Source organism: Salinarchaeum chitinilyticum, assembly GCF_055390775.1.
On the sequence record NZ_AP043888.1, the window covers coordinates 350,710 to 374,454 of the forward strand.

General features: G+C 67.2%; 21 protein-coding genes and 1 tRNA gene. 8 read left to right on the top strand and 14 right to left on the bottom strand.

Annotated features, from left to right (window positions below; genetic code table 11):
* Positions 1-98: 98 nt before the first annotated feature.
* The 3 genes from ACZ5KP_RS01770 to trxA all read left to right on the top strand — a co-directional run bounded on the left by ACZ5KP_RS01770 (position 99) and on the right by trxA (position 3,702).
* Complete coding sequence (locus ACZ5KP_RS01770; RefSeq protein ID WP_460919259.1) at positions 99-233, top strand: rubrerythrin-like domain-containing protein; 135 nt, start codon at positions 99-101, stop codon at positions 231-233.
* 104 nt (positions 234-337) lie between these two features.
* Positions 338-3,283: a DEAD/DEAH box helicase gene (locus tag ACZ5KP_RS01775; protein WP_460919262.1), complete on the top strand. Its 2,946-nt coding sequence runs from the start codon at positions 338-340 to the stop codon at positions 3,281-3,283.
* A gap of 149 nt (positions 3,284-3,432) precedes the next feature.
* Complete coding sequence (gene trxA / locus ACZ5KP_RS01780) at positions 3,433-3,702, top strand: thioredoxin (RefSeq protein WP_460919265.1); 270 nt, start codon at positions 3,433-3,435, stop codon at positions 3,700-3,702.
* Between the two features lie 97 nt (positions 3,703-3,799).
* Here the strand turns inward: trxA and ACZ5KP_RS01785 are convergent, their stop codons facing one another.
* The 4 genes from ACZ5KP_RS01785 to ACZ5KP_RS01800 form a co-directional block, all read right to left on the bottom strand.
* The gene (locus ACZ5KP_RS01785) at positions 3,800-4,603 is read right to left on the bottom strand and encodes a TrmB family transcriptional regulator (protein ID WP_460919268.1); all 804 of its coding nucleotides are present in this window, start codon (positions 4,601-4,603) and stop codon (positions 3,800-3,802) included.
* A 92-nt stretch (positions 4,604-4,695) separates the two neighbouring features.
* Positions 4,696-6,540 (bottom strand): DUF255 domain-containing protein, encoded by a 1,845-nt coding sequence (locus ACZ5KP_RS01790; protein WP_460919271.1) that lies wholly within the window; start codon positions 6,538-6,540, stop codon positions 4,696-4,698.
* A gap of 74 nt (positions 6,541-6,614) precedes the next feature.
* Entirely contained in the window at positions 6,615-7,130 is a 516-nt protein-coding gene (locus ACZ5KP_RS01795; RefSeq protein ID WP_460919274.1) for a DUF5817 domain-containing protein, read from the bottom strand.
* 292 nt (positions 7,131-7,422) lie between these two features.
* On the bottom strand, positions 7,423-8,679 hold the full coding sequence (locus ACZ5KP_RS01800; RefSeq protein ID WP_460919277.1) for a tRNA (N(6)-L-threonylcarbamoyladenosine(37)-C(2))-methylthiotransferase: 1,257 nt from the start codon (positions 8,677-8,679) through the stop codon (positions 7,423-7,425).
* Between the two features lie 125 nt (positions 8,680-8,804).
* Here ACZ5KP_RS01800 and ACZ5KP_RS01805 point away from each other — a divergent pair, with 125 nt between their 5' ends.
* Positions 8,805-9,086, top strand: a complete 282-nt coding sequence (locus ACZ5KP_RS01805) for a DUF7562 family protein (protein ID WP_460919280.1) — start codon at positions 8,805-8,807, stop codon at positions 9,084-9,086.
* A gap of 15 nt (positions 9,087-9,101) precedes the next feature.
* Here ACZ5KP_RS01805 and ACZ5KP_RS01810 read toward each other — a convergent pair whose 3' ends face one another.
* Both ACZ5KP_RS01810 and ACZ5KP_RS01815 read right to left on the bottom strand, forming a co-directional pair.
* Complete coding sequence (locus ACZ5KP_RS01810) at positions 9,102-9,911, bottom strand: ABC transporter permease (RefSeq protein ID WP_460919283.1); 810 nt, start codon at positions 9,909-9,911, stop codon at positions 9,102-9,104.
* A complete protein-coding gene (locus ACZ5KP_RS01815) occupies positions 9,908-10,816 on the bottom strand; it encodes an ABC transporter ATP-binding protein (RefSeq protein ID WP_460919286.1) in 909 nt (302 codons plus the stop codon). The genes ACZ5KP_RS01810 and ACZ5KP_RS01815 overlap by 4 nt, the downstream gene beginning before the upstream one ends.
* Before the next feature lie 119 nt (positions 10,817-10,935).
* On the opposite strand from ACZ5KP_RS01815, the gene ACZ5KP_RS01820 reads away from it, so the two are divergent.
* Entirely contained in the window at positions 10,936-12,315 is a 1,380-nt protein-coding gene (locus tag ACZ5KP_RS01820) for an RNB domain-containing ribonuclease (RefSeq protein WP_460919289.1), read from the top strand.
* 99 nt (positions 12,316-12,414) lie between these two features.
* A complete protein-coding gene (locus tag ACZ5KP_RS01825) occupies positions 12,415-13,590 on the top strand; it encodes a pyridoxal-phosphate dependent enzyme (protein ID WP_460919292.1) in 1,176 nt (391 codons plus the stop codon).
* A 44-nt stretch (positions 13,591-13,634) separates the two neighbouring features.
* Here the strand turns inward: ACZ5KP_RS01825 and ACZ5KP_RS01830 are convergent, their stop codons facing one another.
* The 5 genes from ACZ5KP_RS01830 to ACZ5KP_RS01850 form a co-directional block, all read right to left on the bottom strand.
* A complete protein-coding gene (locus ACZ5KP_RS01830; RefSeq protein WP_460919295.1) occupies positions 13,635-14,345 on the bottom strand; it encodes a class I SAM-dependent methyltransferase in 711 nt (236 codons plus the stop codon).
* Between the two features lie 439 nt (positions 14,346-14,784).
* Positions 14,785-14,869: transfer RNA gene (locus tag ACZ5KP_RS01835), tRNA-Leu, on the bottom strand.
* A 61-nt stretch (positions 14,870-14,930) separates the two neighbouring features.
* The gene (locus tag ACZ5KP_RS01840; RefSeq protein ID WP_460919298.1) at positions 14,931-15,272 is read right to left on the bottom strand and encodes a ferredoxin; all 342 of its coding nucleotides are present in this window, start codon (positions 15,270-15,272) and stop codon (positions 14,931-14,933) included.
* Positions 15,273-15,321: 49 nt separating this feature from the next.
* Positions 15,322-15,903 carry a mechanosensitive ion channel domain-containing protein gene (locus tag ACZ5KP_RS01845; RefSeq protein WP_460919301.1) on the bottom strand — a complete coding sequence of 194 codons (582 nt, stop codon included), beginning with the start codon at positions 15,901-15,903 and terminating at the stop codon, positions 15,322-15,324.
* An 81-nt stretch (positions 15,904-15,984) separates the two neighbouring features.
* The gene (locus tag ACZ5KP_RS01850) at positions 15,985-17,403 is read right to left on the bottom strand and encodes an adenylosuccinate synthase (RefSeq protein ID WP_460919304.1); all 1,419 of its coding nucleotides are present in this window, start codon (positions 17,401-17,403) and stop codon (positions 15,985-15,987) included.
* Positions 17,404-17,704: 301 nt separating this feature from the next.
* On the opposite strand from ACZ5KP_RS01850, the gene ACZ5KP_RS01855 reads away from it, so the two are divergent.
* On the top strand, positions 17,705-18,010 hold the full coding sequence (locus ACZ5KP_RS01855; RefSeq protein ID WP_248515509.1) for a hypothetical protein: 306 nt from the start codon (positions 17,705-17,707) through the stop codon (positions 18,008-18,010).
* Positions 18,011-18,251: 241 nt separating this feature from the next.
* On the opposite strand, the gene ACZ5KP_RS01860 is transcribed toward ACZ5KP_RS01855, so the two are convergent.
* Complete coding sequence (locus ACZ5KP_RS01860; RefSeq protein ID WP_460919308.1) at positions 18,252-20,870, bottom strand: DUF7527 domain-containing protein; 2,619 nt, start codon at positions 20,868-20,870, stop codon at positions 18,252-18,254.
* Between the two features lie 456 nt (positions 20,871-21,326).
* The gene (locus ACZ5KP_RS01865; RefSeq protein ID WP_460919311.1) at positions 21,327-21,605 is read right to left on the bottom strand and encodes a UPF0058 family protein; all 279 of its coding nucleotides are present in this window, start codon (positions 21,603-21,605) and stop codon (positions 21,327-21,329) included.
* Positions 21,606-21,831: 226 nt separating this feature from the next.
* Here ACZ5KP_RS01865 and ACZ5KP_RS01870 point away from each other — a divergent pair, with 226 nt between their 5' ends.
* Positions 21,832-22,959 (top strand): hypothetical protein, encoded by a 1,128-nt coding sequence (locus tag ACZ5KP_RS01870; protein ID WP_460919314.1) that lies wholly within the window; start codon positions 21,832-21,834, stop codon positions 22,957-22,959.
* A gap of 99 nt (positions 22,960-23,058) precedes the next feature.
* On the opposite strand, the gene ACZ5KP_RS01875 is transcribed toward ACZ5KP_RS01870, so the two are convergent.
* Positions 23,059-23,700 (bottom strand): DUF998 domain-containing protein, encoded by a 642-nt coding sequence (locus ACZ5KP_RS01875; RefSeq protein WP_460919317.1) that lies wholly within the window; start codon positions 23,698-23,700, stop codon positions 23,059-23,061.
* Positions 23,701-23,745: the final 45 nt, after the last annotated feature.

The following is a 23,745-nucleotide window of genomic DNA, read 5'->3' on the forward strand; positions in this document are numbered from 1 at the left end:
CGACAGTATCCCACATTCGTCCAAAATACTGACAGATTAGAGGAGCAGAATACAGTATTAGGGCCGAAGTTATCTATCCTCGACGAACGTTCTCGTCCATGCACGGCATCGACCCCTACGAGCCGACCGATCCCACCTTCGAATGTCCGTCGTGTGGCAGCCGATCGAGCGACCGCGGCGAGTGCGAGGACTGCTCGAAGACCCTCCGGAACATCTCCGTCCCGCGCGAGTAACGGCCCGGCACAGACCGACGGGAGGGCACTGGTAGCAGACGTCTCGGCCGGAATCGCCGAGGGCGACCGCTGTCCTTAACGGCGCTGCACCGCTAGACCGCCCGATGAGTCGGGAGTCGGGGGCTGACGCATTTTCGGAGCTCGGGCCGGCAGTCCGCGCTGCGCTCTCCCAGCGCGGGTTCTCGACGCCCACCGAGCCACAGCGTCTCGCGATTCCACCGATTGCGGACGGTCGTCACACGCTCGTCGTCGCGCCGACGGGGACCGGCAAGACAGAGACCGCGATGTTGCCCGTATTCGACGCCGTCGCCGAGGCCGAGCACAGCTTCGGGATCTCGGCGCTGTACGTCACCCCGCTGAGGGCACTCAACCGCGACATGCGCGACCGCCTGGACTGGTGGGGCGACCAACTCGACCTCGACATCGACGTCCGTCACGGCGACACCTCGGACTACCAGCGCAGCAAACAGGCAGACGACCCGCCGGACGTGCTCGTGACGACGCCGGAGACCCTCCAGGCGATGTTCACGGGCAAAAAGCTCCGGCGCGCGCTCGAAGACGTCGAGCACGTCGTCATCGACGAGATCCACGAGCTCGCGGCCTCGAAACGTGGGGCACAGCTCGCCGTTGCGCTCGAACGGCTCCGCGCGCTTGCCGGGCCGTTCCAGCGAGTCGGCCTCTCCGCGACCGTCGGTGATCCCGAGACCGTCGGCGCCTTTCTCAGTGGCGACCGGGGCTGTGCGATCCGTGAGGTCGACGTGGGCAGTCGTCTCTCCCTCGACGTGCAAGTGCCGGCGGTCCGTGACGAGGACGAGGCGCTCGCGAGCGAGCTCATGATCGAGGAGGAGTTCGCGAGCCACGTCCGGGCGATTCGTGACGTCGTCGCTGCCAACGAGTCCACGCTGATCTTCGTGAACACCCGCCAGACCGCCGAGGCGATGGGCTCGCGATTCACGCAGCTCGCTGCGGACAGCGACGGCGACGCCGCTGCCGACGAGGCAGATCCGACGGCCGGGGGCAGTGAGACGGTCGACGTCGGCGTCCACCACGGATCGCTCGCGAAGTCCGCCCGGATCGAGATCGAGGAGTCGTTCAAGAACGGCGAGCTCGACGGGCTGCTCTGTACCTCCTCGATGGAACTGGGGATCGACGTCGGCCACGTCGACCACGTCGTCCAGTACCAGAGCCCGCGGCAGGTCACCCGATTGCTCCAGCGGGTCGGGCGGGCCGGTCACCGGAGCGACAAGGTGTCCGCGGGAACTGTCGTTGCGACCAGATCGGACGACGCGCTGGAGGCGATGGCGATCGCGCGGCGCTCGCTCGACGGCGAGGTCGAGCCGGCGCCGATCCACGACGGGAGTCTCGACGTCGTCGCGAACCAGATCGGCGGCATCGTCGAGGGACAGGGCGGCGTCCACGCCCGGCGGGCCTTCGAAATCGTCACCGGCGCCTACCCGTTCCGCGACCTCGACCAGGAGACGTTCAAGGACGTCGTTCGCGAGCTGTCGAAGAACCGGATCGTCTACCTCGACGAAGACGCCGACCGCATCGAGTCCTCCGGGACCTGGCGCTACGTCTACGAGAACCTCTCGATGATCCCCGACGAGGAGACCTACGCCGTCGAGGACGTCGCCTCCGGCTCCCAGATCGGCACGCTCGACGAACGGTTCGTCGCGACGTTCGCCGAGCCCGGCGCGGCGTTCATCCAGGGCGGCCAGATGTGGCGCGTGACGAACGTGGACGACGACGATGGCTCGCTGACTGTCTCGCCGATCGAGGACCCCTCCGGGGAGATTCCTTCCTGGATCGGCGAGGAGATCCCGGTCCCCAGAGCGGTCGCCGAGGAGGTGGGGGAACTCCGTGGCGTCGCGGGCGGTCAGCTGAGCGGAGCGAAGCTGGCCTCGTCGGACGAGCACGGCGAGTCCGACGGTGAGCAGTTCGAGCGCGGTGCCGATCGCGCTGCGGTCGCCCGGGACCTCGCGAGTCGCTATCCGATCGAGGCCGAGCACGTCGCGCGGGCGCTCGATCCAATCGAACGTCACGCTGGCGCGGCTCCGTTCCCGACGGATCGGCGAATCCTGATCGAGCGCGAGGGTGGCAAGATCGTCCTGAACGCACCCTTCGGGCACGACGCCAACGAGACGCTGGGGCGGATGCTCTCCGCACTGCTGGGCCAGCGCACCGGCTCCTCGGTCGGACTGGACGTCGATCCCTACCGCATCGACCTCGAGGTCCCCGGCGTCGTCGACGGCAGTGACGTGATCGCCGTCCTCGAGGAGACCGACCCCGACCACGTCGAACCGTTGCTGGAACTGTCGCTCGATCGCTCGGAGGCGCTCGCGTTCCGGCTCTCGCAGGTCGCCGAACACTTCGGAGCGATCAAATCCTGGCAGGGGGACTCGAGCCCGCCAGCGAGCAGACTCCGACAGTACCTCGCCGACACGCCCGCCTACGACGAGGCCAAGCGAGAGGTGTTCCACGAGGACCTCGACGTCGAAGCTGCGGCCGACGTGCTGCGATCGATCCAGTCCGGCGAGATCGAGATCGAACTCGTCGGCGGGCGCACGCCGATCGGCACTGCCGGGCGGAGCTCGAACATGGAGCTGCTCGTTCCCGAGAACGCCGACGCCGGCGTCGTCGAGCAGGTCAAGGATCGCATCCACGGCGACGACGTACGGCTCTTCTGTGTGCACTGCCAGGACTACGATCGCGTGAAGCCAGTCGAGCGCGTCCGCGAGGAACCCTCCTGCCCCCACTGCGACTCGACGATGATCGCCGCGCTCCACCCGTGGGCCGACGACGCCGTCGCGGCGATCCGAACCGACGAGAAGGACGACGAACAGGAGAAGCGGACCGAGCGTGCCTACCGCTCTGCGAGCCTCGTTCAGCACCACGGCAAGGTCGCCGTGATCGCGATGGCCGCACGCGGCGTCGGTCCCGACACCGCAGCCCGGATCATCAACAAACACCGCGAAGAGGAGGCCGACTTCTATCGCGACATTCTCGAAGAGGAGCGCCAGTACGCCCGGACGAAGTCCTTCTGGGACTGACCGCTGAGCCGTTCGGAATCGGTGCGTTCGAAGCCAGACGCCGGGTAACGGAAGGCTACTCGCACCTGCGCCCACGTTACTCCGATCCCGATCGACACTGCCGCGTGGGAAACCCTTTTGCGACCTGCGCCGAAAGCCGACTCCGTATCATGAGCGTCACGCTGAAAGACTTCTACGCGGACTGGTGCGGGCCGTGTAAGACGCAGGATCCGATCCTCGAGGAGCTCTCCGAGGAGTGGGGAGACCGCTTCGCAGTCGAGAAAGTCAACGTCGACGAGGAACAGGAGATTGCCAACGAGTACCAGGTACGCTCGCTGCCCACGCTGATCGTGGAGAACGACGAGGGCGTCGTCGAGCGCTTCGTCGGCGTCACCCAGCGCGAGGACCTCGAGGACGCGCTCGAGCAGGCCGGCGCGTAGATCGCATTTCTCGACCCCCGGCGGATCACTTCTTTTAGACGCTCGATAGCAGCTGACGCGTTCGAAGGAAGCCGCCGGACCGCCGCGAATCAGCTCCTCAGAAGGAGAGCGGACGTGCCGAGTCCCAGCGCGGGGCGTAGAGCTCCTGGACATCCGCCGCGAACTCGGGGTCCTTGAGGTCGATGACGCCGAAGGGTTCGTCGGGCTCCAGCGGATGGGGCACGTGGATCGTCACCTCAGCCGCGTCGATCAGGTTGAACGTGCCGACCACGTCGGGCGTCGTCCGGACCTCGTAGCTGGGATGCTCCGAGAGCGTCGTCCGGTGTCGCTCGCCGACGGCCTCCGGGAGGGAGTCGACGAGGCCTGGCGTCAGCAGGACTTCGACGTCGACGCCGCGGTCCAGTGCCGACTCCAGCTCGTCGACCGCGAGGATCCCCAGCTCCGACACGTCGAACAGCGCCGAGCGATCCGAGGCGACGACGACGATCCGCTCCTCGGCCGCAGCGAGGCGTTCGATGAGGAGGTCGACGGCGTTCTCGGCGCCGACTGCAGCCGTCCAGAACTGCTCTTCGACTGGTTCGGCAGCGTCGAGCTCCGCGGAGAGGTCATCGACGATCTCCTCGTACTGTTCGGCCTGCGCGTCGAGTTCCCGCTTCTTGTCCTCGAGGAGCCGATCGAGCGCAGTGGCGGGTTCGACCGCGACGTACTTCTTCGGTCGGCTGGCCGTCTGGCTCCGGACGAGGTTGTACTGTTCGAGGCTGTTCAACACGTCGTAGATCCGGCCCATCGGGACGTCGCTCGCCCGTGACAACTCCTTCGCCGTTGCGGGACCGGTGTTGAGGAGGGCACGGTAGGCGCGAGCTTCGTACTCGGAGAGGCCGAGATCCCTGAGACTCGCCATATCACGGAGTGAGCGACGGTGGAACATAAACACTGCGTTGGTTGTTTACGGCGGAGGCGACCGCCGTGGCGTCCGCCCGAAACGCCGACCCTTCAGAGCTGCTCGGCGACCCGATCGCTCAGCGCTTCCGGATCGTAGGCAGGTGCAGACCGCTCCCCGTCGGTAACGACGTACGCGGCGTCGGCCGCCAGATCCGGATCGCGTTCCACCGGTTCGCCGCTCGAACCGATCCCGGGCACGACGATCGCCTCGTGGTCGGCGAGACGGAGCGCAGCCCGGTGGAGATCGCTGCCGACGGGAGCAGTCAGGTCGATCCGAACGGTGCCGCGCAACAGCCGCCCGGCGACCGTACCGAAGGCGGCGGCCTGCGGGCCGAAGCGCTCGTGGGCGCCTGCGAAGGCCTCGGTCGTCTCGCGAGCCACGGCTCGGTATCGCTCCTCGCCCGTGACCTCCGCGAGGTCGAGGAGGGCGCCGGCGAGTTCGACGTTGGCGTCGAGCGGTCGCAACGGGCGGTCGAGCAGGCCAGCGCCGGTCGCCGGGCCGTCGACGAACGTCTCGCCTGGTCGACGCCGTTCGATGGCCGCATCGGCGAGCGTCCGCGCGAGCGCGATCGGCCCGGAACCGGTCGTCGCGGCTCCCGAAACTGCTGGCTCGCCGACGTCGGCGCCGGGACCCAGCACCGCGCGAGCGGTCACCAGCGTTCGAATCGTTCGCGCGGCGTCGAGGAGGAGTCCGCGTTCGCCCTCGACGGACGCCGACGGCCCGTCGCCTTCGGGATCGCGGAAGTGGATCGTCTCGCCGTCCTCGAGAAGCTCCACGGTCAGTGTCGCGAGCGCACGCTCGGCGAATGCACTCGCCGTCTCGTCGTCGGTGACGGCCGCGACGGAGAGCAGCGCGTCGATCGCGAGTGCGTTCCAGTCCGCGAGGACGGTGTCGTCGACGTGCGGAGCCTCCGCCCGCTCGCGCTCACCGGATTCCAGCGCGTAGTAGTCCGCGCCGCTTCCCGCCGCCTGACTCGCGGCGAACGCCCCGCGATCCCCGGGCCCGGCGTCGGTCCACAGCGTCGTCGTCAGAAACTCGACGCCGCGCTCGGCCGAGCGACGGTACGCCTCGTCGCCGGTGTAGCGATACGCCGCGGCGAACGCTCGGATCAACCCCGCGTTGGCGTCGAGGAGCTTCTCGTAACTGACTCCGCTCCAGTTGCGCTCGGCGGCGCTCCGGTGGAAGCCGCCGTCGTGTTCGTCTTCGAGGTTCGCAGCCACCGCGTCGAGCGTCCGGAGCGCCATCTCGCGATCGCGCTTGAGTGCGAACTCCACGGCGCGTGGCATCGGGAACTTCGCTCCCGTCCCCCAGCCGCCGGCCTGCTCGTCGAAGTTCTCCCGGAGCGTCTCGAGGAGATGCCCCTCGATCGACGCGTCGAGTGTGCCGCCCGGCGGCTCCTCGTCGGCGAGCGCGCGGGGAATCCGCCCCGCAACAGCTCCCTGTTCCGTCCACGTTCGTCGCACGCCCTCGATCGCACCGCGCATCCCCGAGGACGTCAGCGGCCCGGCCGCGTTGAGCACCTCGCCGTCGGGCGTCAGGAACGCCGTCGACGGCACGCCGCCCATCGCGTAGCGGTTCGCGACGCGTGGGTGTCGATCGACGTCCACACGCACCGGGACGAACCCGTCGTCGATCGCCGCGGCTACCCGGGGCTCGCCGTAGGTCTCCGCGTCCATTCTGCGGCACTCCTCGGACCACGTGGCAGTCAGCGAGAGCAAAACTGGCTGTTCGGCGTCGGCGGCCGCGTCGAAGGCGTCCTGTCCCCACGGTCGCCACTCGACGTGCCCACCTGGTGGCCAGGAGGGCACTCCCGGCTGTGACGCTGCCGCTGCCGAACGCTCGGCCGCGCGACTCCCGGCGTCGGGCGACTCGCCCGCGTCCGGATCATCGGTCATGGTCGCGCTTGTCCGGCGTCGGGTAAGTGGCTTCTGAGTCCGGATGCGATCCCGTGACGGACCCCGATCCCGGATCAGATTCTCCGATAGCCGTTCGTCGTCTCCACGACCTCTCCACTACGTTCGAGCTTCCGGAGCATCCGATCGACGTAGTCCCGCGAAACGCCGTGGTCGTCGGCGTAGCTCCGGATCGCGTCCGCCGAGGGCTGGTCGTGAACCTCGAACGCGTCGAGCACGATCTCGCGTTGACTCCGATCGTCGCGGTTGCTCTCACTGGCTCGTTCGCCCGCCGCCGCGACGGCGTCCGGATCGATCCCCGCGGCTTCGAGGCGTTCGGCATCGTCTACGACATCCTCGTCGATCGACGCTTCCAGCTCGCTGAAAGCGGGAGCGTCGTCGCCAGCGTCGCGGCGGTTCGCGACCAGCGCTGCGCGGGCGTCCCGGGCGTCGTCGGCGTCTTCCGTCTCCGCGAAGTGTCGGAGTCGCTCGGTCCGGTGACGCTTCCCACATCGCGGGCAAGTGGCCGAATCCGCCCCGACCTCGAGCACCCACAGCGACGAACATTCCGTGCAACCGACTACGGCGTACATGACGTAGTGATCGGTCGGTCCAGGCAAGAACGTTTTCGACGGAGCCGGCCTGCGGCGGACTCCTGGCCACGGCGAACACCGGCGACCGACAGCCCCGTCTGACCGCCGTGAAGCTGCTGGCCCCGATTCGACGTGGCGTCCACAGGTTCAAGGCCGGAACCGCGACGAACCAGGGTCGTGTACTGACGAGCGACCCGATCGGCCACGCGATAGTGCGGCACACCGATCGGCTGGAGCCCCGCCGCCTGTTCGCCAGAGCTGATTCCCGCCAGCGTCCGCACCCGCGCAGACGTCAGACCGGCTCGCCGAAGGCGTACATCGTCTGGTGACCGGTCACCTCGACGGTGAGCCAGTCGCCGGGCTCGATGCCACGCTCGCCCGCGTTCTGGACGATGATCTGTCGGTAGGCGCCGTCCCGGCACTTCACGGAGTCGGCGGTTCCCTCCTCGACGACGAGGACCGATCGTCGTTCCCCGACCATCTCCTCGTAGACATTGCCGACGAGCTCGCGCTTGACCGCGCTCATCTCCTTCGAGCGTTCCTTCTTCACCGTCCCGCCGAGCCCCTTCATGTCGGCCGCGTCGGTCCCAGGACGCTTCGAGAAGCGCGTGACGTTGACCTTCTCCGGGCGGACCTCCCGCAGGAGCGCCATCGACTGCTCGTGATCGGCGTCGGTCTCCGTCGGGAAGCCACAGATGAAGTCCGTCGAGAGCGTCCACTCCCCGAGCGTTTCGTCGAACGTCTCGACGACCTCGAGGAACTCCGAGACCTGGTGCTGGCGGCGCATGTCCCCCAGCACGTCGTCCGAACCGGACTGCACCGGCGCGTGCAGGAAGTTGTAGAGCTCGTCGTGCGCGGCAAAGACGTCGGCGAGCTCCTCGCGGATTCCGTGGACGCCCTTGGGGTTCGCCATCCCGACGCGGACGCGAAAGTCGCCGTCGATCTCGGTACAAATGCGATCGAGGAGACGGTGGAGGCTCCGCTCGCCATTGTCCCAGCCGTAGACGCCGGTGTCCTGGCCGGTGATCCGGAGCTCCTTCGCACCGGCGTGGACCAGCGCCCGTGCGTGATCGACGTTCTCCTGGATCGGCGGCGAGTCGATCTTCCCCGTCGCCTGCTTCGTGATGCAGTACGAGCAGTCGCTCATGCAGCCGCGAGCGATCGGGAGGATACCGACGACGCCGTCGAGGATCGGCTCGGCGTCGGGCGTCGTCGTCGGGCACTCGCCGTTGCGCACGTGCTCGGGCACCTCGTCCCAGTGGAGCACCTCGGCGTCGACGCCAGCGTCGCGGAACGCCTCGCCCTGGGCCAGCGCCATGCAGCCAGTAACCACGAGGTCCGCGGGCGTCTCATCGTCGAGCTCCTGTGCCCTGGCGAGCATGTTGCGTTCGGTCTTCTCGACGACGGTGCAGGTGTTGAGAATCGCAACGTCAGCGTCCTGTGGCCCGGGTGCCGGGTTGTGTCCGCCGTCGCGGAGGGCCCGCTCGATCCTGCGGCTCTCCCCGCGGTTCGAGGTGCAGCCGTAGGTTTCGATGTGGTAGCGGGCCATCGGTAGGTTGGTCGGTCTAGCCGGGACGCGGGCAAAAGCCCGACGGATCGAGCACGCCGGATCGGCGCAATCGGCCGCTCCAGAGCGGGTGAATAGCTAAGTATCCACACCTCCCAAGTAGGAGTATGTTTGGCGACGGGGACGACGAGGCCGTCACCTGCATCGCCTGCGGGGCGGAGCTGCCCCGGTCGGCCGCCCGGGAGTACGACAAGCAGGGCGACCGCTGGGACCGCGAGGCAAAGACCTTCGAGTACTTCTGCAAATCCTGTGACCGCGACCGCTCACACCAACCACGGCGCGGTCTCGAGGCGGATCTCGTCGCCAGCGGCGCTGGCGAGTGCGACGACGAGGAGTTCCTGGGCCGGCTCTGCGGACAGCTCGAAGAGCGAGCAACGGAGGAGCCCTGAGTCGTTTCGACTCGCTCAGAGATCCGTCACTTCGAAGCGCTTGAGCGCCAGCGCTGGCAGCAGGACGATCCACCAGCAGAGCACGACCCCGGCGAAGATCATCACCGAGACCTGATCGGTCCCGGCGAGTGCTTCGTAGGAGGTTCCCGGAGCCATCACGCGTCCGGTCGCCATGACGGGCGAGATAGTGTCCACGTAAACGAGCCACCACGGACTCGAGTCGATCTCGACGACCCGGTTAATCGTCCAGATCACGGAGCGTGGGACCAGCGACCAGACGAAGGTGAACACGAGGAAGGCACCGAAGGCGATCGTACCGCTGAAGTTCGTCGTCTTCAGCGCCGTCGAGATCGCGATGCCGATCCCGAGGTAAGCGGCGCCGAGGAGGAGGCCGACGCCGAGCAGCGACGACGCCAGCTGCGGCGGGGCGAGCGTACCAGCGCGGACGCTGGCGACGAGGAGGACCGTGCAGACGCCAACCAGCACCGAGGAGGCGACGGTCACGCCGGTCGCGAGGTACTGGCCGATCACGATCGATCGGCGGGAGAGCGGCTGGCCGAGGAGCAGTCGAAGCCGACCGTCTTCGCGACGCCCCGCCACGTCGTCGTGGGCGATCGCGACCGCGGTCGCCGGGATCAACACGAGCATCAGACCGGTCAGCAGTCCGAACAGGGCGGAGACGTCGCTCCCGGAGTCCAGCGCTTGCGGCCCCGTCCAGTATCCCACGAGGCCGAAGATGAGGAGGTACGCGGTGATCGTCCCGCGAAGCTCCCAGTTCCGCCAGGACTCGCGAACTCCCTGGCGGGCGACGAGACGCCAGCTCACGCGGCCTCACCCGTCGTCGCGACGAAGAGGTCCTCGAGCGAGCGCTCTTTGGTCTCGAAGTCGACGACGCTGGCTCCGTCCCGTCGCACTGCGTCGAGCACCTCGACCTTCCGCGCGTCCGGACAGGAGACGGTGATGGTCGCGTCCGTGACGCCGACGACGGTGATCCCCTCCAGCGCCCTGACGCTCTCGACCGCGCCGTCGGCGGGCCGGTCGAGCGTGATCGAGAGCTGGGCCTGTGCCCCGACGCTCTGGCGGAGGCCCTCGATCGAGTTCACCGTGATCAGTTCGCCGTCACGGAGGATGCCGACCCTGTCGGCGACGGCCTCGACCTGCTCGAGGATGTGACTCGAGAAGAAGACCGTCGCGCCGCGGTCGGCCGCGTCCTGCACGATCTCGCGCATGCGCCGGACGCCGTGTGGGTCGAGCCCGGTCGATGGCTCGTCGAGGATGAGCAGCTCGGGGTCGTCGACGAGCGCCATTCCGAGGGCGAGCCGCTGGGCCATCCCCTTCGAGTAGCCGGTCGCCTCGCGGTGGCCCTCGCCGGTGAGGCCGACTCGCTCGAGGATCTCGTCTGGATCGGCGTCGGCGTCGCGGGCGTCGATCGCGAACTCGACGTGTTCGCGGCCGGTCGTCTCCCGCATCGGTCGGTAGCCTTCCGGGAGAATCCCCGTCTTCTGACGGACGGTTACTGGCTCGCGCTGTGCGTCGTGGCCGAGAACCGACACCTCGCCGTGCGTCGGTCTGGCGTAGTCGATCAGGAGGTCGATGGTGGTCGACTTCCCGGCACCGTTGGGGCCGAGGAAGCCGAACACCTCGCCGCGTTCGACCGTGAGATCGACGTCGCGGAGGGCGACGACGTTCCCGAACGCCTTCGAGACGCCGTCGAGTTCGATCGCGGGCATCAGTACACGATGCCAGCGCTCCGCGTTTAGTTGATCCGGTTCCAACGGCGATACTGGTCCGATGCCGACGCTCGGCGCGCCCCGACACGCATATGGGTGGCTCCGCCGTATCGCGGACCATGACCGACGCGGAAGCGGACGCGGAGACCGAGACCGGGGGCGACGGGGAGTCAGACGCGCAGGCCGAGTCCACGACCGACCCCGACGACCAGGGACCCGTCCGCATCGACGAGGCGTTCATGCGCCACGTCGAGAACAAGCGCGAGGAGCTCCTGGAGAAGTTCGAGATTCCCGACGGCTTCCCGCCGGAAGTCCTCGAAGAGGCGGAGGCCCGCACGGAGGACGTCGGCTCCGAGATCGAAGCGGAGGTCGAGGAGCGCCAGGATCTCCGGGACCTCACGACCTGGACCGTCGACCCCGTGGACGCCCAGGACTTCGACGACGCGATCTCGATCCAGCGCGAGGGCGACGACTTCCGGCTCTGGGTCCACATCGCGGACGTCACCCACTACGTCCACCCAGACTCGGCGATGTGGGATTCGGCCGTCGAGCGCGCGAACACGGTCTATCTCCCCGGCTACACCGTCCACATGCTCCCGCCGGTGCTCGCCGAGACCGTCTGCTCGATCGTCCCAAACGAGGATCGACTTGCCCACACCGTGGAGATGGAACTCGACGGGGAGACGCTCTCCTACGAAAACATCGAGATCTACAAGTCCGTCGTCCGGAGCGACTCCCGGCTCACGTACACGGAGTGTGAGGCGCTCCTCGACGAGCCCGAAACCGCCGGTGACTATCTCGAGGACCCGGAGGTCGACCTCGGGGAGCGCATCGAACTCGCCTTCGAGCTCGCCGACCGGATGCACGAGCAGCGCAAGGAGGACGGCTCGCTCGTGTTGAACCCGCGGCGCGATCGCGCACACACGATCGTCGAAGAGTGCATGCTCAAGGCCAACAAGGCGGTCACGCACGAACTCATGTGGGACCGCGGCGTCGAGGCGATGTATCGCGTGCATCCCCAGCCGAGTCCCGACGAGTGGGGCGAAGCCCTCCAGGAGATCCAGGAGCTCGACGGCGTCTCGGTCCCCGGCGACAAGTGGGACGAGCCGCGAAAGGCCGTCAACGCTACCCTCGAGTCCGCACCCGAGCGCCAGCTCTCGGACATCCAGTGGGCAGTGATGAAGGTCATGCCCGCGGCGAAGTACATGAACGATCCCTTCGGCGGCCACCACGCGTTGAACTTCGAGATCTACGGCCACTTCACGAGCCCCATCCGGCGCCTCTCGGACCTGATCAACCACTGGATCGTCCACACCAACGACGTGCCCGAGGACCTCGTGGCGCTGTGCGATCGTGCCTCGGACAAGGAACGCGACGCTGAACAGTGCGAGCGCGAGTACCGGCAGTTCCTCGGCGAAGTCGGGCTCGACGCCGACGCCGTGAACAATCGCGGGATCGAAGTCGTCGACGATCCCGAGGACGCCGACTACACGCTGTAGACGAGGGGATTCGGTCGGCGTACACGAGCGGCGTACACGACCGGCCAACTCCGGACCGGGAAGAACAGCGCTTTGTGCGACGCCTCCCCAGCCACGGCCATGGACGCTGCCGATGGACTGTCACTCGCCTGTGGAGACTGTGCCTGGCGCGGCGACGACATCGCGCACTCACGCTGTCCAGAGTGCGACGGCCAGCTCGCTCCACAGTACCACGCCGATGCCATCGACGCCGAGAAGCTGGGGGCGGGCGATCGGATCGACTCCCAGTGGGACAGCGAACTGCTCCCTGACGACGTCGTGGCGGCAGCGACGCTCGGCGAGGGCGCGACGCCCCTGGTGGACTGCCCGACGCTCGCGGACGAACTCGAGGTCGGAACGCTGGCGATCAAGGACGAGGGGCACAACCCGACGGGCACCCTCGCCGACCGCGCGTGCTCGGTCGCGGTATCGATCGCTCGCGAAACCGGTGCGGCGGACGTCGCGCTTCCGACGACTGGTGCCGATGGCGTCGCGGCAGCGGCGTACGCCGCGCGTGCCGACCTCGACGCGCACGCGTTCGTTCCGACCCGGTCCACGCACACCACCAAGGCGATGATCAACGTCCACGGCGGCGACATGTCCGTCGTCGAGGGACGGCTCCCGGACGCAGACGACGCGTTCCAGTCGGCCCTGGCCGAGGAAGACTGGGTGGCGATCGATCCCGCCAACGCACCGCTCCGGACGGCCGGTGTGGCGACGGCCTACCCCGAGATCGTCGCGACACTGGACGGCGCGACGCCCGACCACGTCGTCGTTCCCACTGGCCACGGCGAAGCGATCGTGGGGCTGCACGCTGCGGCGAGCCTACTGGCCGATCTCGGCGTCGTCGAGGAGATTCCAGCACTCCACGCGGTGCAGGCGGAGGGCTGTGCACCGATCGTCGACGCCGCAGGAACGGGGGCAGATTCCGTCGCGACGTGGGAGGCCCCGGACACGATCTGCGGGGCGCTGGAGGTCTCCGCCCCCGCGCTCGGCGATCGAGCGCTCCAGGCGGTTCGGGACACCGGCGGAAGCGCGATCGCCGTCGACGACGAAGGCATCCTCGCCTCGGCCTGCCGGATCGCCGCGGCCGAGGGGCTCGAGGCGAGCGTCGCGGGCGGTGCCGCCGCAGCAGGTGCGTGGGAGCTCTGCATCGACGGCGCGTTCGACCTCGACGACACCGTGGTCTTGCTCAACACCGGCGCGGGATCGCTGGATTCGGACGTGCTCCGGAGCCACCTCATGCGAGCCGGATAGTCTCACGATTCCTCGGCTGTTCGCCGCGAGATCACCGCAACGGATCAGGAGCGGACGTCTTCGACGTCTGTCACGACGAGCACCTCCGTCGGCCCGGGCTGGAACCGGTACTCGACATCTCGGCACTCGACTGAACAGCCCGCCCCGCGGAGCGCTTCCACCACGGGCTCGACGAAAACTGAGCGCTCGGCGTCGAGGGACTGCAGCCCTGCGATTCGACACTCCGCAGCGGTGACGCGTGCCAACTCGAGCGCTGCATCCCGGTGGAAGTCGCGGTCGAACCGGTCGTCGTAGAGGAAGAGGAGGTTCGCCGAGCAGACGAGATCGAACGCGCCGTCCTCGAAGGGGAGCGACGGCAGCGCGGCGTCCACGTATCGATCCGGTGATCTGGCGTAATCGGCGAGGAAGCGCGTGGCAGCGGCCCGGGCGTAGCGCTCTCGCGTGTCGACGTCCCCGTAGAACGACCAGTCGAAGAAGTCGGTCTTCCCGCGAACCTGCTCGACGATCTCGTCGATCGCTCCCGAGCACCGTCGGTCGAGTTTCTCGACAGGTGGCCCGTACACCGGATCGGCAGCGACGGCATCGGAACCGATCCGTGCTGCAGCTGCCGTGAACGATCCGGGACCACCCGGGCAGTCGAGGATCCGTCGACCGACCAGATCGCGGCCATCGAGATCGAACAGTTCGCAGTACTCCTCGAACGTGCGCCCGTAGAATGCAGTGCCCTCCTCGACGACGAACTCGTCCGACGACATGGATAATGTATCTTAGTGCACTGTAGTGTATCTACTTGCCCATTGTCAGGGATTGGCATGCAGCCTGCTGGGGGGAACGGGCGATCAGCGGAACCGGTGATGGTGGTAGAACAGACACAGCAATCACGGCTCACTCCGTTCGCCGGGAGGCTTCCTTCGGTCGCCTCCCGAGCCCTGCGCTCGCTGGGGCTCGCGCAGGACGCCGTTCGCCTAGACGAGCCGCTCCCGCCGGTCGCGGCTCGAATGCGAGGGATGGGATTCGAACCGGAGGAAGACGGTTGTGCTCGCTCGCGTAGCTCGCTGCGCGCACTGCGACTTCCAGGGTTCGAACCCATCTGAACGATTGCTGTCGCTCGCGAAAGTGCTCGCGACAGTCCCTCACGGCTCACTCCGTTCGCCGTTCGCGTCTCCGAGCCGCTCCCTTCGGTCGCGGCTCGAATGCGAGGGATGGGATTCGAACCCACGAACTCCTACGAGAGCGGGTCTTAAGCCCGCCGCCTTTGGCCAGGCTCGGCCACCCTCGCGCGTCCGGCCATTTCACACACCCGGACAAGTCGGTTTCGCCTACGGCACGGCGATATCGCGCTACCAGTCGACGCTGATCGTGCCGTCACCGTGGGGATCCGGCGCGATCTCTTCGTCGGTCCGGCGGTCCACCACGTGGATGCACCCGTCGCCTTTCTTCGCAGGGCAGACCACGGCGGCCCTGACGTTTTCGTCGAGTTCGTCCTCACCAATGAAGTACGAGTTCGGCTTGGCCATCCCGCTCAGAATGTCCATCTCCCAGTTGTCCGCGACCTCCGCGCACTTGCCCGCGCCGAAGCAGGCGTTGGCCTCGAAGATGATCTTGTAGGGCTTCTCGGCGATCGGCGGTCCCTCGTCGCCGACGTCGGCAGGGTCCTGCACCTCCGCGTCCAGATCGCTCATTACGACGACGCTGGCACCGTGGCCGCTTTCAGGTTACGGTTCCCGCGAATTAGGGCTCGGCGGCCGACCCCGCCGTTCCCTCGGCCTCCTTCCGCGTCCACTTCTTCTCCACGTCGCCGTTCGCGACGACCAGCATCGATCCGTCGTCCTGCTCGAGCCTGCACTTCCGGAGCTCGATGGAGCGGACGAGGCCCTCGCCCTTCTCGGTCACGACGCGGTCCCCGACCTCGAAGTCGGGATCCCGCAACAAGTAGACACCTGCGACGGTGTCCTCGATCATCTCCGAGAGCGCGTAGGCGACGCCCAACGCAACGAACCCGGTCGTCGTGCCCATGCTCGCCGCGATCTCGCCCATCCCCAGCATCGACAGGATCGAGAGCGCGACGCTGAACCAGAGGAAGATCCCGACGATCGTCACGGCGAGGTCGACGACCAGCGCCTCTCGCTCGCCGTAGAGCCGACCGAGCACCCGCCGGAGGACGAATAAAGCGAGTTTGATCCCGAGGTACGCTAGAAACAGGACGAGCAGCACGCGGAGCAACGTCGGGACCGACGTCTCGACCCACGTCGCGAAGCGATCGACGGTGGTGTCGGCGACGTCCGAGACGAAAGCGCCGGGAACGAAGATCATACTTGGTGCTCGAGCGGCAGCGTGTTCAACGCTTGGGAGCCAGACCGCGTGCGGAAAATCGAGATCCCGAACGAGCGACGATTACTCGAACGGATGCTCGAGCACGACGGTCTGTTCGCGCTCGGGACCCAGGCCCACGGCGTACAGCGGCGTGTCGATCTCGTCGGCGACGTACTCGAGATAGGTCCGGGCGTTCTCGGGGAGCGCCTCGTACCCCTCCGCCGCTACGTCGGTCCAGTCGACCTCTGGCCAGCCGTCGAAGGAGCGGAGGTTCGGCTCGCAGGCCGCCCAGCGCTCGGTCGTCGACGGGATCGTCTCGACCGTCTCGCCGTCGAGTTCGTAGCTATCGCCGACCTTCACGGTCTCGAGGCCAGCGAGCACGTCGACGTGGTTGACGGCGAATCCGGTGAACCCACTCGCGCGGGCCGCGTGGCGGAGCATCGGAAGGTCGATCCATCCGACGCGGCGGGGGCGGCCAGTGACCGTCCCGTACTCGCCGCCCTCCTCGCGGATGTAGGACGCCAGGTCTTCGGCGGATGGGTCGGCGCCGGTCGCAGCCGCCTCGTCACCGGCGTCCACGCCGTGCCCGCCCTCGCTCGGGCCCAGTTCGGTCGGCATCGGCCCGGTGCCAACGCGGGAGAGGTAGCCCTTGACGACGCCGACGACTTCGCCGTCGCCGACGGTCGTCACGCCCAGTCCGGAGCCGGTGGCAGCGTAGCCCGCAGTGGGGTTCGAGGACGTGACGTAGGGGAAATTGCCGTGATCGACGTCGAGCAGCGTTCCCTGTGCGCCCTCCAGCATGACCTGCTCGCCGTCCGCGATCGAATCGGAGAGGAACTCGCCAGCGACGACCGGCATCCCTTCCTCCGCGAGGCGCTCGCCGTAGGCCCGGTATCGCTCGAAGACGGCGTCGACGTCGAACGCGTCCGTTGCAGAGAAGCCGTCGAACGCGAGGTCGACGGATCCGAGGTCGATCTCGTAGACGTCCTCGATCAGCCGACGCTTCTGTGGAATCACGTACTCCAGGCGGTCGCGAAGGACCTCGGGATCGAGCAGGTCGCCAACGCGGACGCCGCGGCGACCCGCCTTGTCCTCGTACGTCGGGCCGATACCCCGGCCCGTGGTGCCGACCTTCAGGTCGTCGTCGCTGCGAACGTCCTCCTCGAGGTTATCGAGGATCCGGTGGTAGGGCATGATCACGTGCGCCCGCTCCGCGACGCGAACGGCGGGATCGAGCCCCTGCTCCCGGAGATCGTCGAGCTCGTCGAACAGCGTTGCCGGGTTGACGACGCAGCCGTTCCCGAGCACACCTACCTTGCCCCGTACCGCACCGCTCGGAACCAGCGAGAGCTTGTACGTCTCCCCGCCGTGTACGACGGTGTGACCAGCGTTGTCACCGCCCTGATACCGCGCGACCACGTCGGCAGACTCGCCGAACACGTCAACGATGCCGCCCTTCCCCTCGTCGCCGAGCTGCGCGCCGACGATGGTGACAGTCATTACGAGGCGAGATTTCGCGTCGCCGGATAAACGAATTACGATGTACCCGGCACGGAGCGTTTCTGGGGGCCGCCCATGGGACCAGGCCAGTAAACGGCGCTCGCGTAACCGAACGGACAGGCACGTTCCAGGGGCTGTAACCGGATGCACGCCACGGTTCCGGTACGGGACGGGCCTCCAGGATCGGAACCGTTAACCACTCCCACGGGAGAGATTCGAATCACTACCGCGGTGCGTCGACCGAGCGTCCCCGTTCCTGACGACAACATTTAAAGCCCCCAACGACAAGTTAACACGTGCCATGATAGATCGGCTCGAAAAGGAGGTAGACATGCTGGAACGCCATCTGCAGGTGCTGCGGATGGTCATCGAGAACGAGCCCATCGGCATCGTGAAGATGTCCAACGAGACGGGCTACCCGCATCACAAGGTACGCTACTCGCTCCGGGTCCTCGAAGAGGAGAACCTCATCGAGCCCTCGAGTCAGGGTGCGATCACGACCGAGCGAACCGCCGAGTTCATCGACGAACTCGACGGCAAGATCGACGAGACCGTCGATACGCTCGAAGGAATGAAACTCGAGGACGCCGCCGAACTCGAGTCCTGATCGAACGCGGATTCCGAGAGTCGAACGCGATTCACGTCGCCGATCGTCGCTCGAACCCGCCCTGCCCCGCGAGCTCCGTCGACGGAGTACGATCGGATACCTATTCTCACACGACGTCCAAGGACAGCAGCTTGCGACCGCTCAGCCGGCCAATCCGAGGACGCTTGCTACCGACTTGTGACGTGAGTAAAACGTGTGATCCAGAGCGAACCGGCGGCACGCTCCAGCCGCCGTCACCGCCTCACAGCTCCGGAGCGTTGAGATGCAGGTCGTCGCCACGAGCCTCGACCAGGCAGAGGTGGTACCCCTGCTTGCGGGAGAGTTTGACGTAGCTCTTGCGTGAATCGCGGCTTAGCAAACTCCCGCTCGTCGCCTCCGAGGCCGTTTCCAGGGCCGCGGGCTCGAAGAAGCTTCGCGTGACGAAGAAGGCACTCGAGAGCGCCATCGAGTGTTCCTTGACGCGACTCGCCGCCTCCTGCAGGTCGACGATCATCCGACCCGTCGCCGGATCCCGGGCGTCGTTCATGTTCGCGACGAACAGCGCTTCGCCCATCTTGTCCCGGACGACGACATCGAACGTCTCGCTCGGGGCGCCCTCTTCGTCGTCGACGGTATCGCGGGCGACCTCCCCGTGGAACTCGACCCGGTCGACCTCGGGGAGCGCGTCGTAGAGGTCGCGGAGCTCCGAGGCGGAGTCCGTCTCCCTGATCTCGTAGGGAAGCGTCCGCACGAGCCACTCGACGAACCGGTAGGCCATCGTTTCCTCGAGGAACGCCTCGAAGGGCTCGCCCTCGACGGTCGTGCCCTCGTTCTCGAACTGCGTGTGCACGTCGAGGCGGAGGTTCTGATTGACCTCGCCAGCGTCTGCGCTCCCGTCGTGTGCGGCTTCGAGCGTCGGTGCGCTCTTGGAATCGTAGCGAACGAACAGATCGGTGCCTTCGAGCGCTGCTCGCGGAGTCATCGCACCGCCGGCGCTGCCACCGGAACCGCTTGCAGCGTCGCCTGCACCGCCAGCCGCCTCCGCCCGCTCGGCCGCGGCCTCGAGCTCCTCGATTTCCTCCTCGAGGGATCGGATCTCCCCCCGGAGCGACTCGTTCTCCTCGGTCAGCGAGTCGACGCGTTCGGAGAGCCGATCGCGTTCGTCCGCGATCTCGTCGCGATCCTCCTCGAGGTTCTCGACGCGCTGCTGGAGTCGATCGATCCGGTCCTCGCGCTCGAGCACCTCCTGTTCGAGCGTATCGTCGACGTCACCGGACCGGCCTGTCGAGGACTGCGCGTTCGTCGCCCCGCGCTGTCCAGCAGCGGAGGACTCCTGAGCCGACCCCGATTGCTGGGCAGTGCCGCGCTGTTGGTTCGAACGGGACTGTCGTTGGGACCGAGACTGCGCGTTCGCATCGGACCGAGCCTTCGACTGCTGTGCCGAACGCGTCCGCCCCTCTGACCCGGTGCTCTGGGTGGCCACCGGCGGTTCCGGCTCGTCGCTATTTTCGGGATCGAGCGACGGTACCGTCGTCGCCTCGCGCCACGCGCTCTCGGATCGCTGAGGATCGTCACCTCGGGGCGAGCCGGCGTCTGGGGATGCACTGGGAGACTGTCCCGCCGCGTCGGACCCTCGGCCGGAATCCGTTCCGGCAGTTCGACTCCCCGTACCGTCGGTGGCGGAGCCTCGCGAAAGGGGCGCAGTCGTCTCGGCGCCGGGCGAGGAGGCGTCGTCTTCCGTGGCAGCAGATCGCTCGCGCTCGGCTCGACTGCCTGGAGCGCGTGCTCGGGTCTCGTCGCCGCTCTCGTTCGAGGCGCCCGGTGTCTCCGCGTCTGGAGTCTCCGTCGCGTCGTCGCTGGCGTCGGCATCGCGGGTGGGCTCTGCTTCCGGCGAGTCCGCGACGTCTGCGTCGGTGGCCGGCGGGGCCGGCGTCGCCCCCGAGGAAGTCGACGGCGGGGAGTCGGGAGACGACCCAGCAGTGTCGGCGCCGTTGGGATCGTCGGGGCCGTCGCTCCGGCTTGCCGAAGCACCGTCGTCCGGCGAGTCGGCTGCGTCGGATCGCGTCGCGTTCGAACTGGCTGCGTCCGAACCAGCTGCCTCCGTATGAGCTGACTCCGAATTTGCTGCTTCCGACCGGGTTGCAGTCGAGCTCGCTTCGTCCGTGGCAGCAGCGTCGTCCGTAACGTCGCCGCCTGCGTCGCCGGCGGCCGGCTGATCGGCAGCTGCGTCTCCATCGGCGGCCCCTACTGCGGCTGCGCCGGCGGCGTCGACTGCGTCGGCGGAGTCGGTAGAACCAGTGGAGTCGGACGAATCGGCGGAATCGCTCGATTCGGCTGGCTCCGGCTCCGGTACCTCGGTGACCTCGAAGTCGACGTCGACGACCTCGTAGATTCCGACCTCGTCGTCGGCTCGTTCGAACGCGTCGTCGCCGGTGATCATCTTCCCGCTGTTGCCGACGAACGCGACGCTCATCGAGGCGCCGCCGTGGTAGAGCTGGTAGTAGTCGCCGCTGAGCACGTTCTCACTGAGTTCGACGTAGCCAGTGAACGAGCCCGAAGAGAGGGTCTCGTGGACCTCGGAGATCGGCGTGTCGTTCGTGTAGTACTTCGCCCGGGTGTCGCCACCCGTCACCTGCATCGCGTAGAGGAGTGGTAAGGAGGGGTGTGGTGCTTTGTGCGCGGTGCCCTGGGCGTCCTCAACGTCCTCAAGTTCGCCTTCGAACACGCCCACGATCTTGCCGTTGACGAAGAACAACCAGGTGCCGCCGGCGCGCACGACACCCGAGAAGTCCGCGGACGCGAGCTGCCGGAGGCCGTCGTACCCGTCCTCGAACGGCCGGGTTGGCCAGCCCTCGACGTCCGATTCGATGCGTCGCTCCATACCCACGACAAGCCGGAGTCCACCCAAATACTTTCCGCCAACCGGGATCCGGCAACCAGGAAGCCCCTCCGGTTCGTGGAACCGAGCAACGCGGTTCAGCTACGGCAAATCGAGCAGTTCACTCGAAGCACGACGAGGGCGGAAGTGGGTGGGTGAGTGGATGAGTTGGTGAGTGGGTGAGTGGGTGAATGGGTGAGTGGATGAGTTGGTGAGTGGGTGAGTGGGTGAATGGGTGAGTGGATGAGTTGGTGAGTGGGTGAGTGGGTGAATGGGTGAGTGGATGAGTTGGTGAATGGGTGAGTGGATGAGTTGGTGAGTGGGTGAGTGGACGAGTTGGTGAGTGGACGAGTTGGTGAGTGGGCGGGTGGGGAGATGAGAGCAGGTGGGGGAAGAAACGTGGAGAGAATGCGAGATGAGGGATGCAAAACGAACGCGTTCGTCGCGCAGCGTGCCGACTCAGATCTTCCGTTCGGCGTCGTCAGCGAGCTCCTCCATCCGCTTGCCGATCCGGCCAGCCGAGGAGAACTCGTCTTCACTCATCGCCGAGGCGAGCGCGTTACCGAGGACGAACACGGCGTGCTTGTGCTCGTTCTTGGACTTGTGGACGTGGTCGGGCTCGATGTCGAGCTGCGCGTAGGGCTCGAACAGCTCGGGGTCGACGTCCTCGCGTTCTCTGAAGTGGCGCATGATCGTCACCATCTGTTCGTGAAGCTCCAGAAGCTCGTCCTTGTGCATGTTGAAGCCCGATATGCAGGTTCGGCAGTTAAGGGTTGTTTCATACGCGGTAGCATGCCACATGGCGATCGAACGGCAATCCGATCGTCGTCCGTAGAAGTTCGATTCGACGAACACCGAAGTCCGCTGGAGCCGGGGCCGCTCGATGGCGGTCGACGGATCGCCACCGCCAGCCCGCGGAGCGTCTGACGATAGTTTTTGTACCTCCATTCCGTAGTGATTTCTAATGCCCGAGTTCCGCGTCGCGGTCGACGACGAGACCGCGGACGCCCTCCAGACCGAGACCGATCTCCTCGGATTTCGGGACTCCGAGAACTATCTCGCGTGGATCGTCGACAACCGCGCCGCGATCGAACAGGGAACCGAGTCCGCGGAGCTCCTCGAATCCTACCGCGACCGGCTGGTCGCCCTCGAAGAGCGACTCGCGGCCGAAGGCGTCGATCCTGCGGCCGTCGACGCAGATTCAGATCCGATTTCGAACGCCACGCCGGCGGACGCAGCTTCGGCCAGTGGCGGCAGTTCACGGAGAACCGACGCCAGCAGTTCACGCGGCGCGACCGCGGATCATTCCACAGCGAGCAGTGGCGGGACGGCAGACGGCGGGACTGCAGGTAGCGGTGCGAGCCCGCGGAGCGCGAAAGACACCGACGGAGCGGCCTCGACCGAACGCGCCGCCTCGACGCTGTCCCAGACCTCGAAATCCAGATCGAACGTCGATACCATTCAGACGAGTGCAGATCGGGGCTCCTCCGTCGATACTGGCGGGACGGCATCCGACGCCTCGGCCGGTGGGAGCCCCGGATCCGCAGCCGAGGAGTCGACGGCCGACGAGCCTCGGGCCGCTTCCGACGGCGGCGTCAGCACGGAGTCGGAGATCACGTCGATGCACCTCCAGCCCGAGCGCGTCCAGCGCGTCCGGGAGGATCCCGTGACCGAGGACGCCGGGTCGCTCAAAACCGTCGAGACGGATCGCCTGGACGAGATGAGCCGGCGTGCGGTCGCGGAGACCCGGAAACAGCTCGATCGCGAGGTCGAGACCGGACTCGATTACTCCTCGGCGACGACGCTCGACGACTCGGACGTCCGGCCCGGTGAAGATCTCGCCGACCTCGACCGGATCGACGTCCCCGGACGGACCCAGGGGCTGGTCGATGCACGTCGCGTCGTCGTCGGCCGCGCGCTCGCGTACCTCCACGACGAGGGTCGCGCCAGAAAGCAGGACTTCGTCGACGAACTGTACGAGGACTGGCCGGCGGGCTACGAAAGCGCCGCCGGCTGGTGGCGGTGCGTTCGCGAGTCGCTCAAACAGGTCGACGCGGTGAACAGCGGCCAGGTCTGGACCTACGAGAAGTAACGGACGCGCACGCGGAGCGAACGGTATCCGAAGCAGCGACGCGAAGGCGGCATCGTCCCGTGCCCCGGTGACCGGAGTCACAAGTCGCCGCGGCGCAGTTCAGGAACCGAGCCCGTCGCGCACAGTGGATCGCTCGGTGGCCTCCAGCGCTCTGAATGCCTCGGTGACGACCCAGCCGCCGAGAGCCAGTGCACCGACCATCTCCGGGATCGCGATGCCGGCGTCGGTCAGCACGAGCGTCCAGAGCAGCCAGGTCCCGAGCACGAGCACGCCGAGTCCGGCCGTCACCGCCCCGCGGCGCACCTCGCCGGTCTCGGCGAGCCCGAGACCGTAGATCAACAGAAACCCCATCGTCGCGATGAAGTGGACGATCGCAGCTGGAGCGTGCCAGCTGTGTGGAAGGTGGAAGACGCCGACTGCGGCGAGGGAGAGCAACGCGACAACGAGCGTGACGATTCCCGACCGCTTCAGCGGATGCTCGGCCTCGCGGTAGAGAAGCGCTGCGAACGGCAGCCCGCCGAGCCCCGCGAGAAGCAGGCTCCCGTTGAACAGGAAGAAGGACGGCCGGTCGACGAGGAGGTCGACCGAGATCGTACGGCCTGGCGGCATCTCGCCGGTGTGTGAGAGCGCACTGTCGAGCCACGAGAACGAGGGATCTACGATCGTCGCGAGCAGAATGCCGACGAGCGCGATCGGCGGCGCGACGATCCCTGCTCGGATCGCCGTTGCACGGCGGTTCATAGCTGGTGGTGACGGGGCCCGCGCCTTCAAGTTACGTGTTCCAGA

Coding starts and splice junctions, on each gene's coding strand:
- ACZ5KP_RS01770 (WP_460919259.1), top strand. CDS start 99: ATGCACGGCATCGACCCCTACGAGCCGACCGATCCCACCTTCGAATGT.
- ACZ5KP_RS01775 (WP_460919262.1), top strand. CDS start 338: ATGAGTCGGGAGTCGGGGGCTGACGCATTTTCGGAGCTCGGGCCGGCA.
- trxA (WP_460919265.1), top strand. CDS start 3,433: ATGAGCGTCACGCTGAAAGACTTCTACGCGGACTGGTGCGGGCCGTGT.
- ACZ5KP_RS01785 (WP_460919268.1), bottom strand. CDS start 4,603: ATGGCGAGTCTCAGGGATCTCGGCCTCTCCGAGTACGAAGCTCGCGCC.
- ACZ5KP_RS01790 (WP_460919271.1), bottom strand. CDS start 6,540: ATGACCGATGATCCGGACGCGGGCGAGTCGCCCGACGCCGGGAGTCGC.
- ACZ5KP_RS01795 (WP_460919274.1), bottom strand. CDS start 7,130: ATGTACGCCGTAGTCGGTTGCACGGAATGTTCGTCGCTGTGGGTGCTC.
- ACZ5KP_RS01800 (WP_460919277.1), bottom strand. CDS start 8,679: ATGGCCCGCTACCACATCGAAACCTACGGCTGCACCTCGAACCGCGGG.
- ACZ5KP_RS01805 (WP_460919280.1), top strand. CDS start 8,805: ATGTTTGGCGACGGGGACGACGAGGCCGTCACCTGCATCGCCTGCGGG.
- ACZ5KP_RS01815 (WP_460919286.1), bottom strand. CDS start 10,816: ATGCCCGCGATCGAACTCGACGGCGTCTCGAAGGCGTTCGGGAACGTC.
- ACZ5KP_RS01820 (WP_460919289.1), top strand. CDS start 10,936: ATGACCGACGCGGAAGCGGACGCGGAGACCGAGACCGGGGGCGACGGG.
- ACZ5KP_RS01825 (WP_460919292.1), top strand. CDS start 12,415: ATGGACGCTGCCGATGGACTGTCACTCGCCTGTGGAGACTGTGCCTGG.
- ACZ5KP_RS01830 (WP_460919295.1), bottom strand. CDS start 14,345: ATGTCGTCGGACGAGTTCGTCGTCGAGGAGGGCACTGCATTCTACGGG.
- ACZ5KP_RS01840 (WP_460919298.1), bottom strand. CDS start 15,272: ATGAGCGATCTGGACGCGGAGGTGCAGGACCCTGCCGACGTCGGCGAC.
- ACZ5KP_RS01845 (WP_460919301.1), bottom strand. CDS start 15,903: ATGATCTTCGTTCCCGGCGCTTTCGTCTCGGACGTCGCCGACACCACC.
- ACZ5KP_RS01850 (WP_460919304.1), bottom strand. CDS start 17,403: ATGACTGTCACCATCGTCGGCGCGCAGCTCGGCGACGAGGGGAAGGGC.
- ACZ5KP_RS01855 (WP_248515509.1), top strand. CDS start 17,705: ATGATAGATCGGCTCGAAAAGGAGGTAGACATGCTGGAACGCCATCTG.
- ACZ5KP_RS01860 (WP_460919308.1), bottom strand. CDS start 20,870: ATGGAGCGACGCATCGAATCGGACGTCGAGGGCTGGCCAACCCGGCCG.
- ACZ5KP_RS01865 (WP_460919311.1), bottom strand. CDS start 21,605: ATGCACAAGGACGAGCTTCTGGAGCTTCACGAACAGATGGTGACGATC.
- ACZ5KP_RS01870 (WP_460919314.1), top strand. CDS start 21,832: ATGCCCGAGTTCCGCGTCGCGGTCGACGACGAGACCGCGGACGCCCTC.
- ACZ5KP_RS01875 (WP_460919317.1), bottom strand. CDS start 23,700: ATGAACCGCCGTGCAACGGCGATCCGAGCAGGGATCGTCGCGCCGCCG.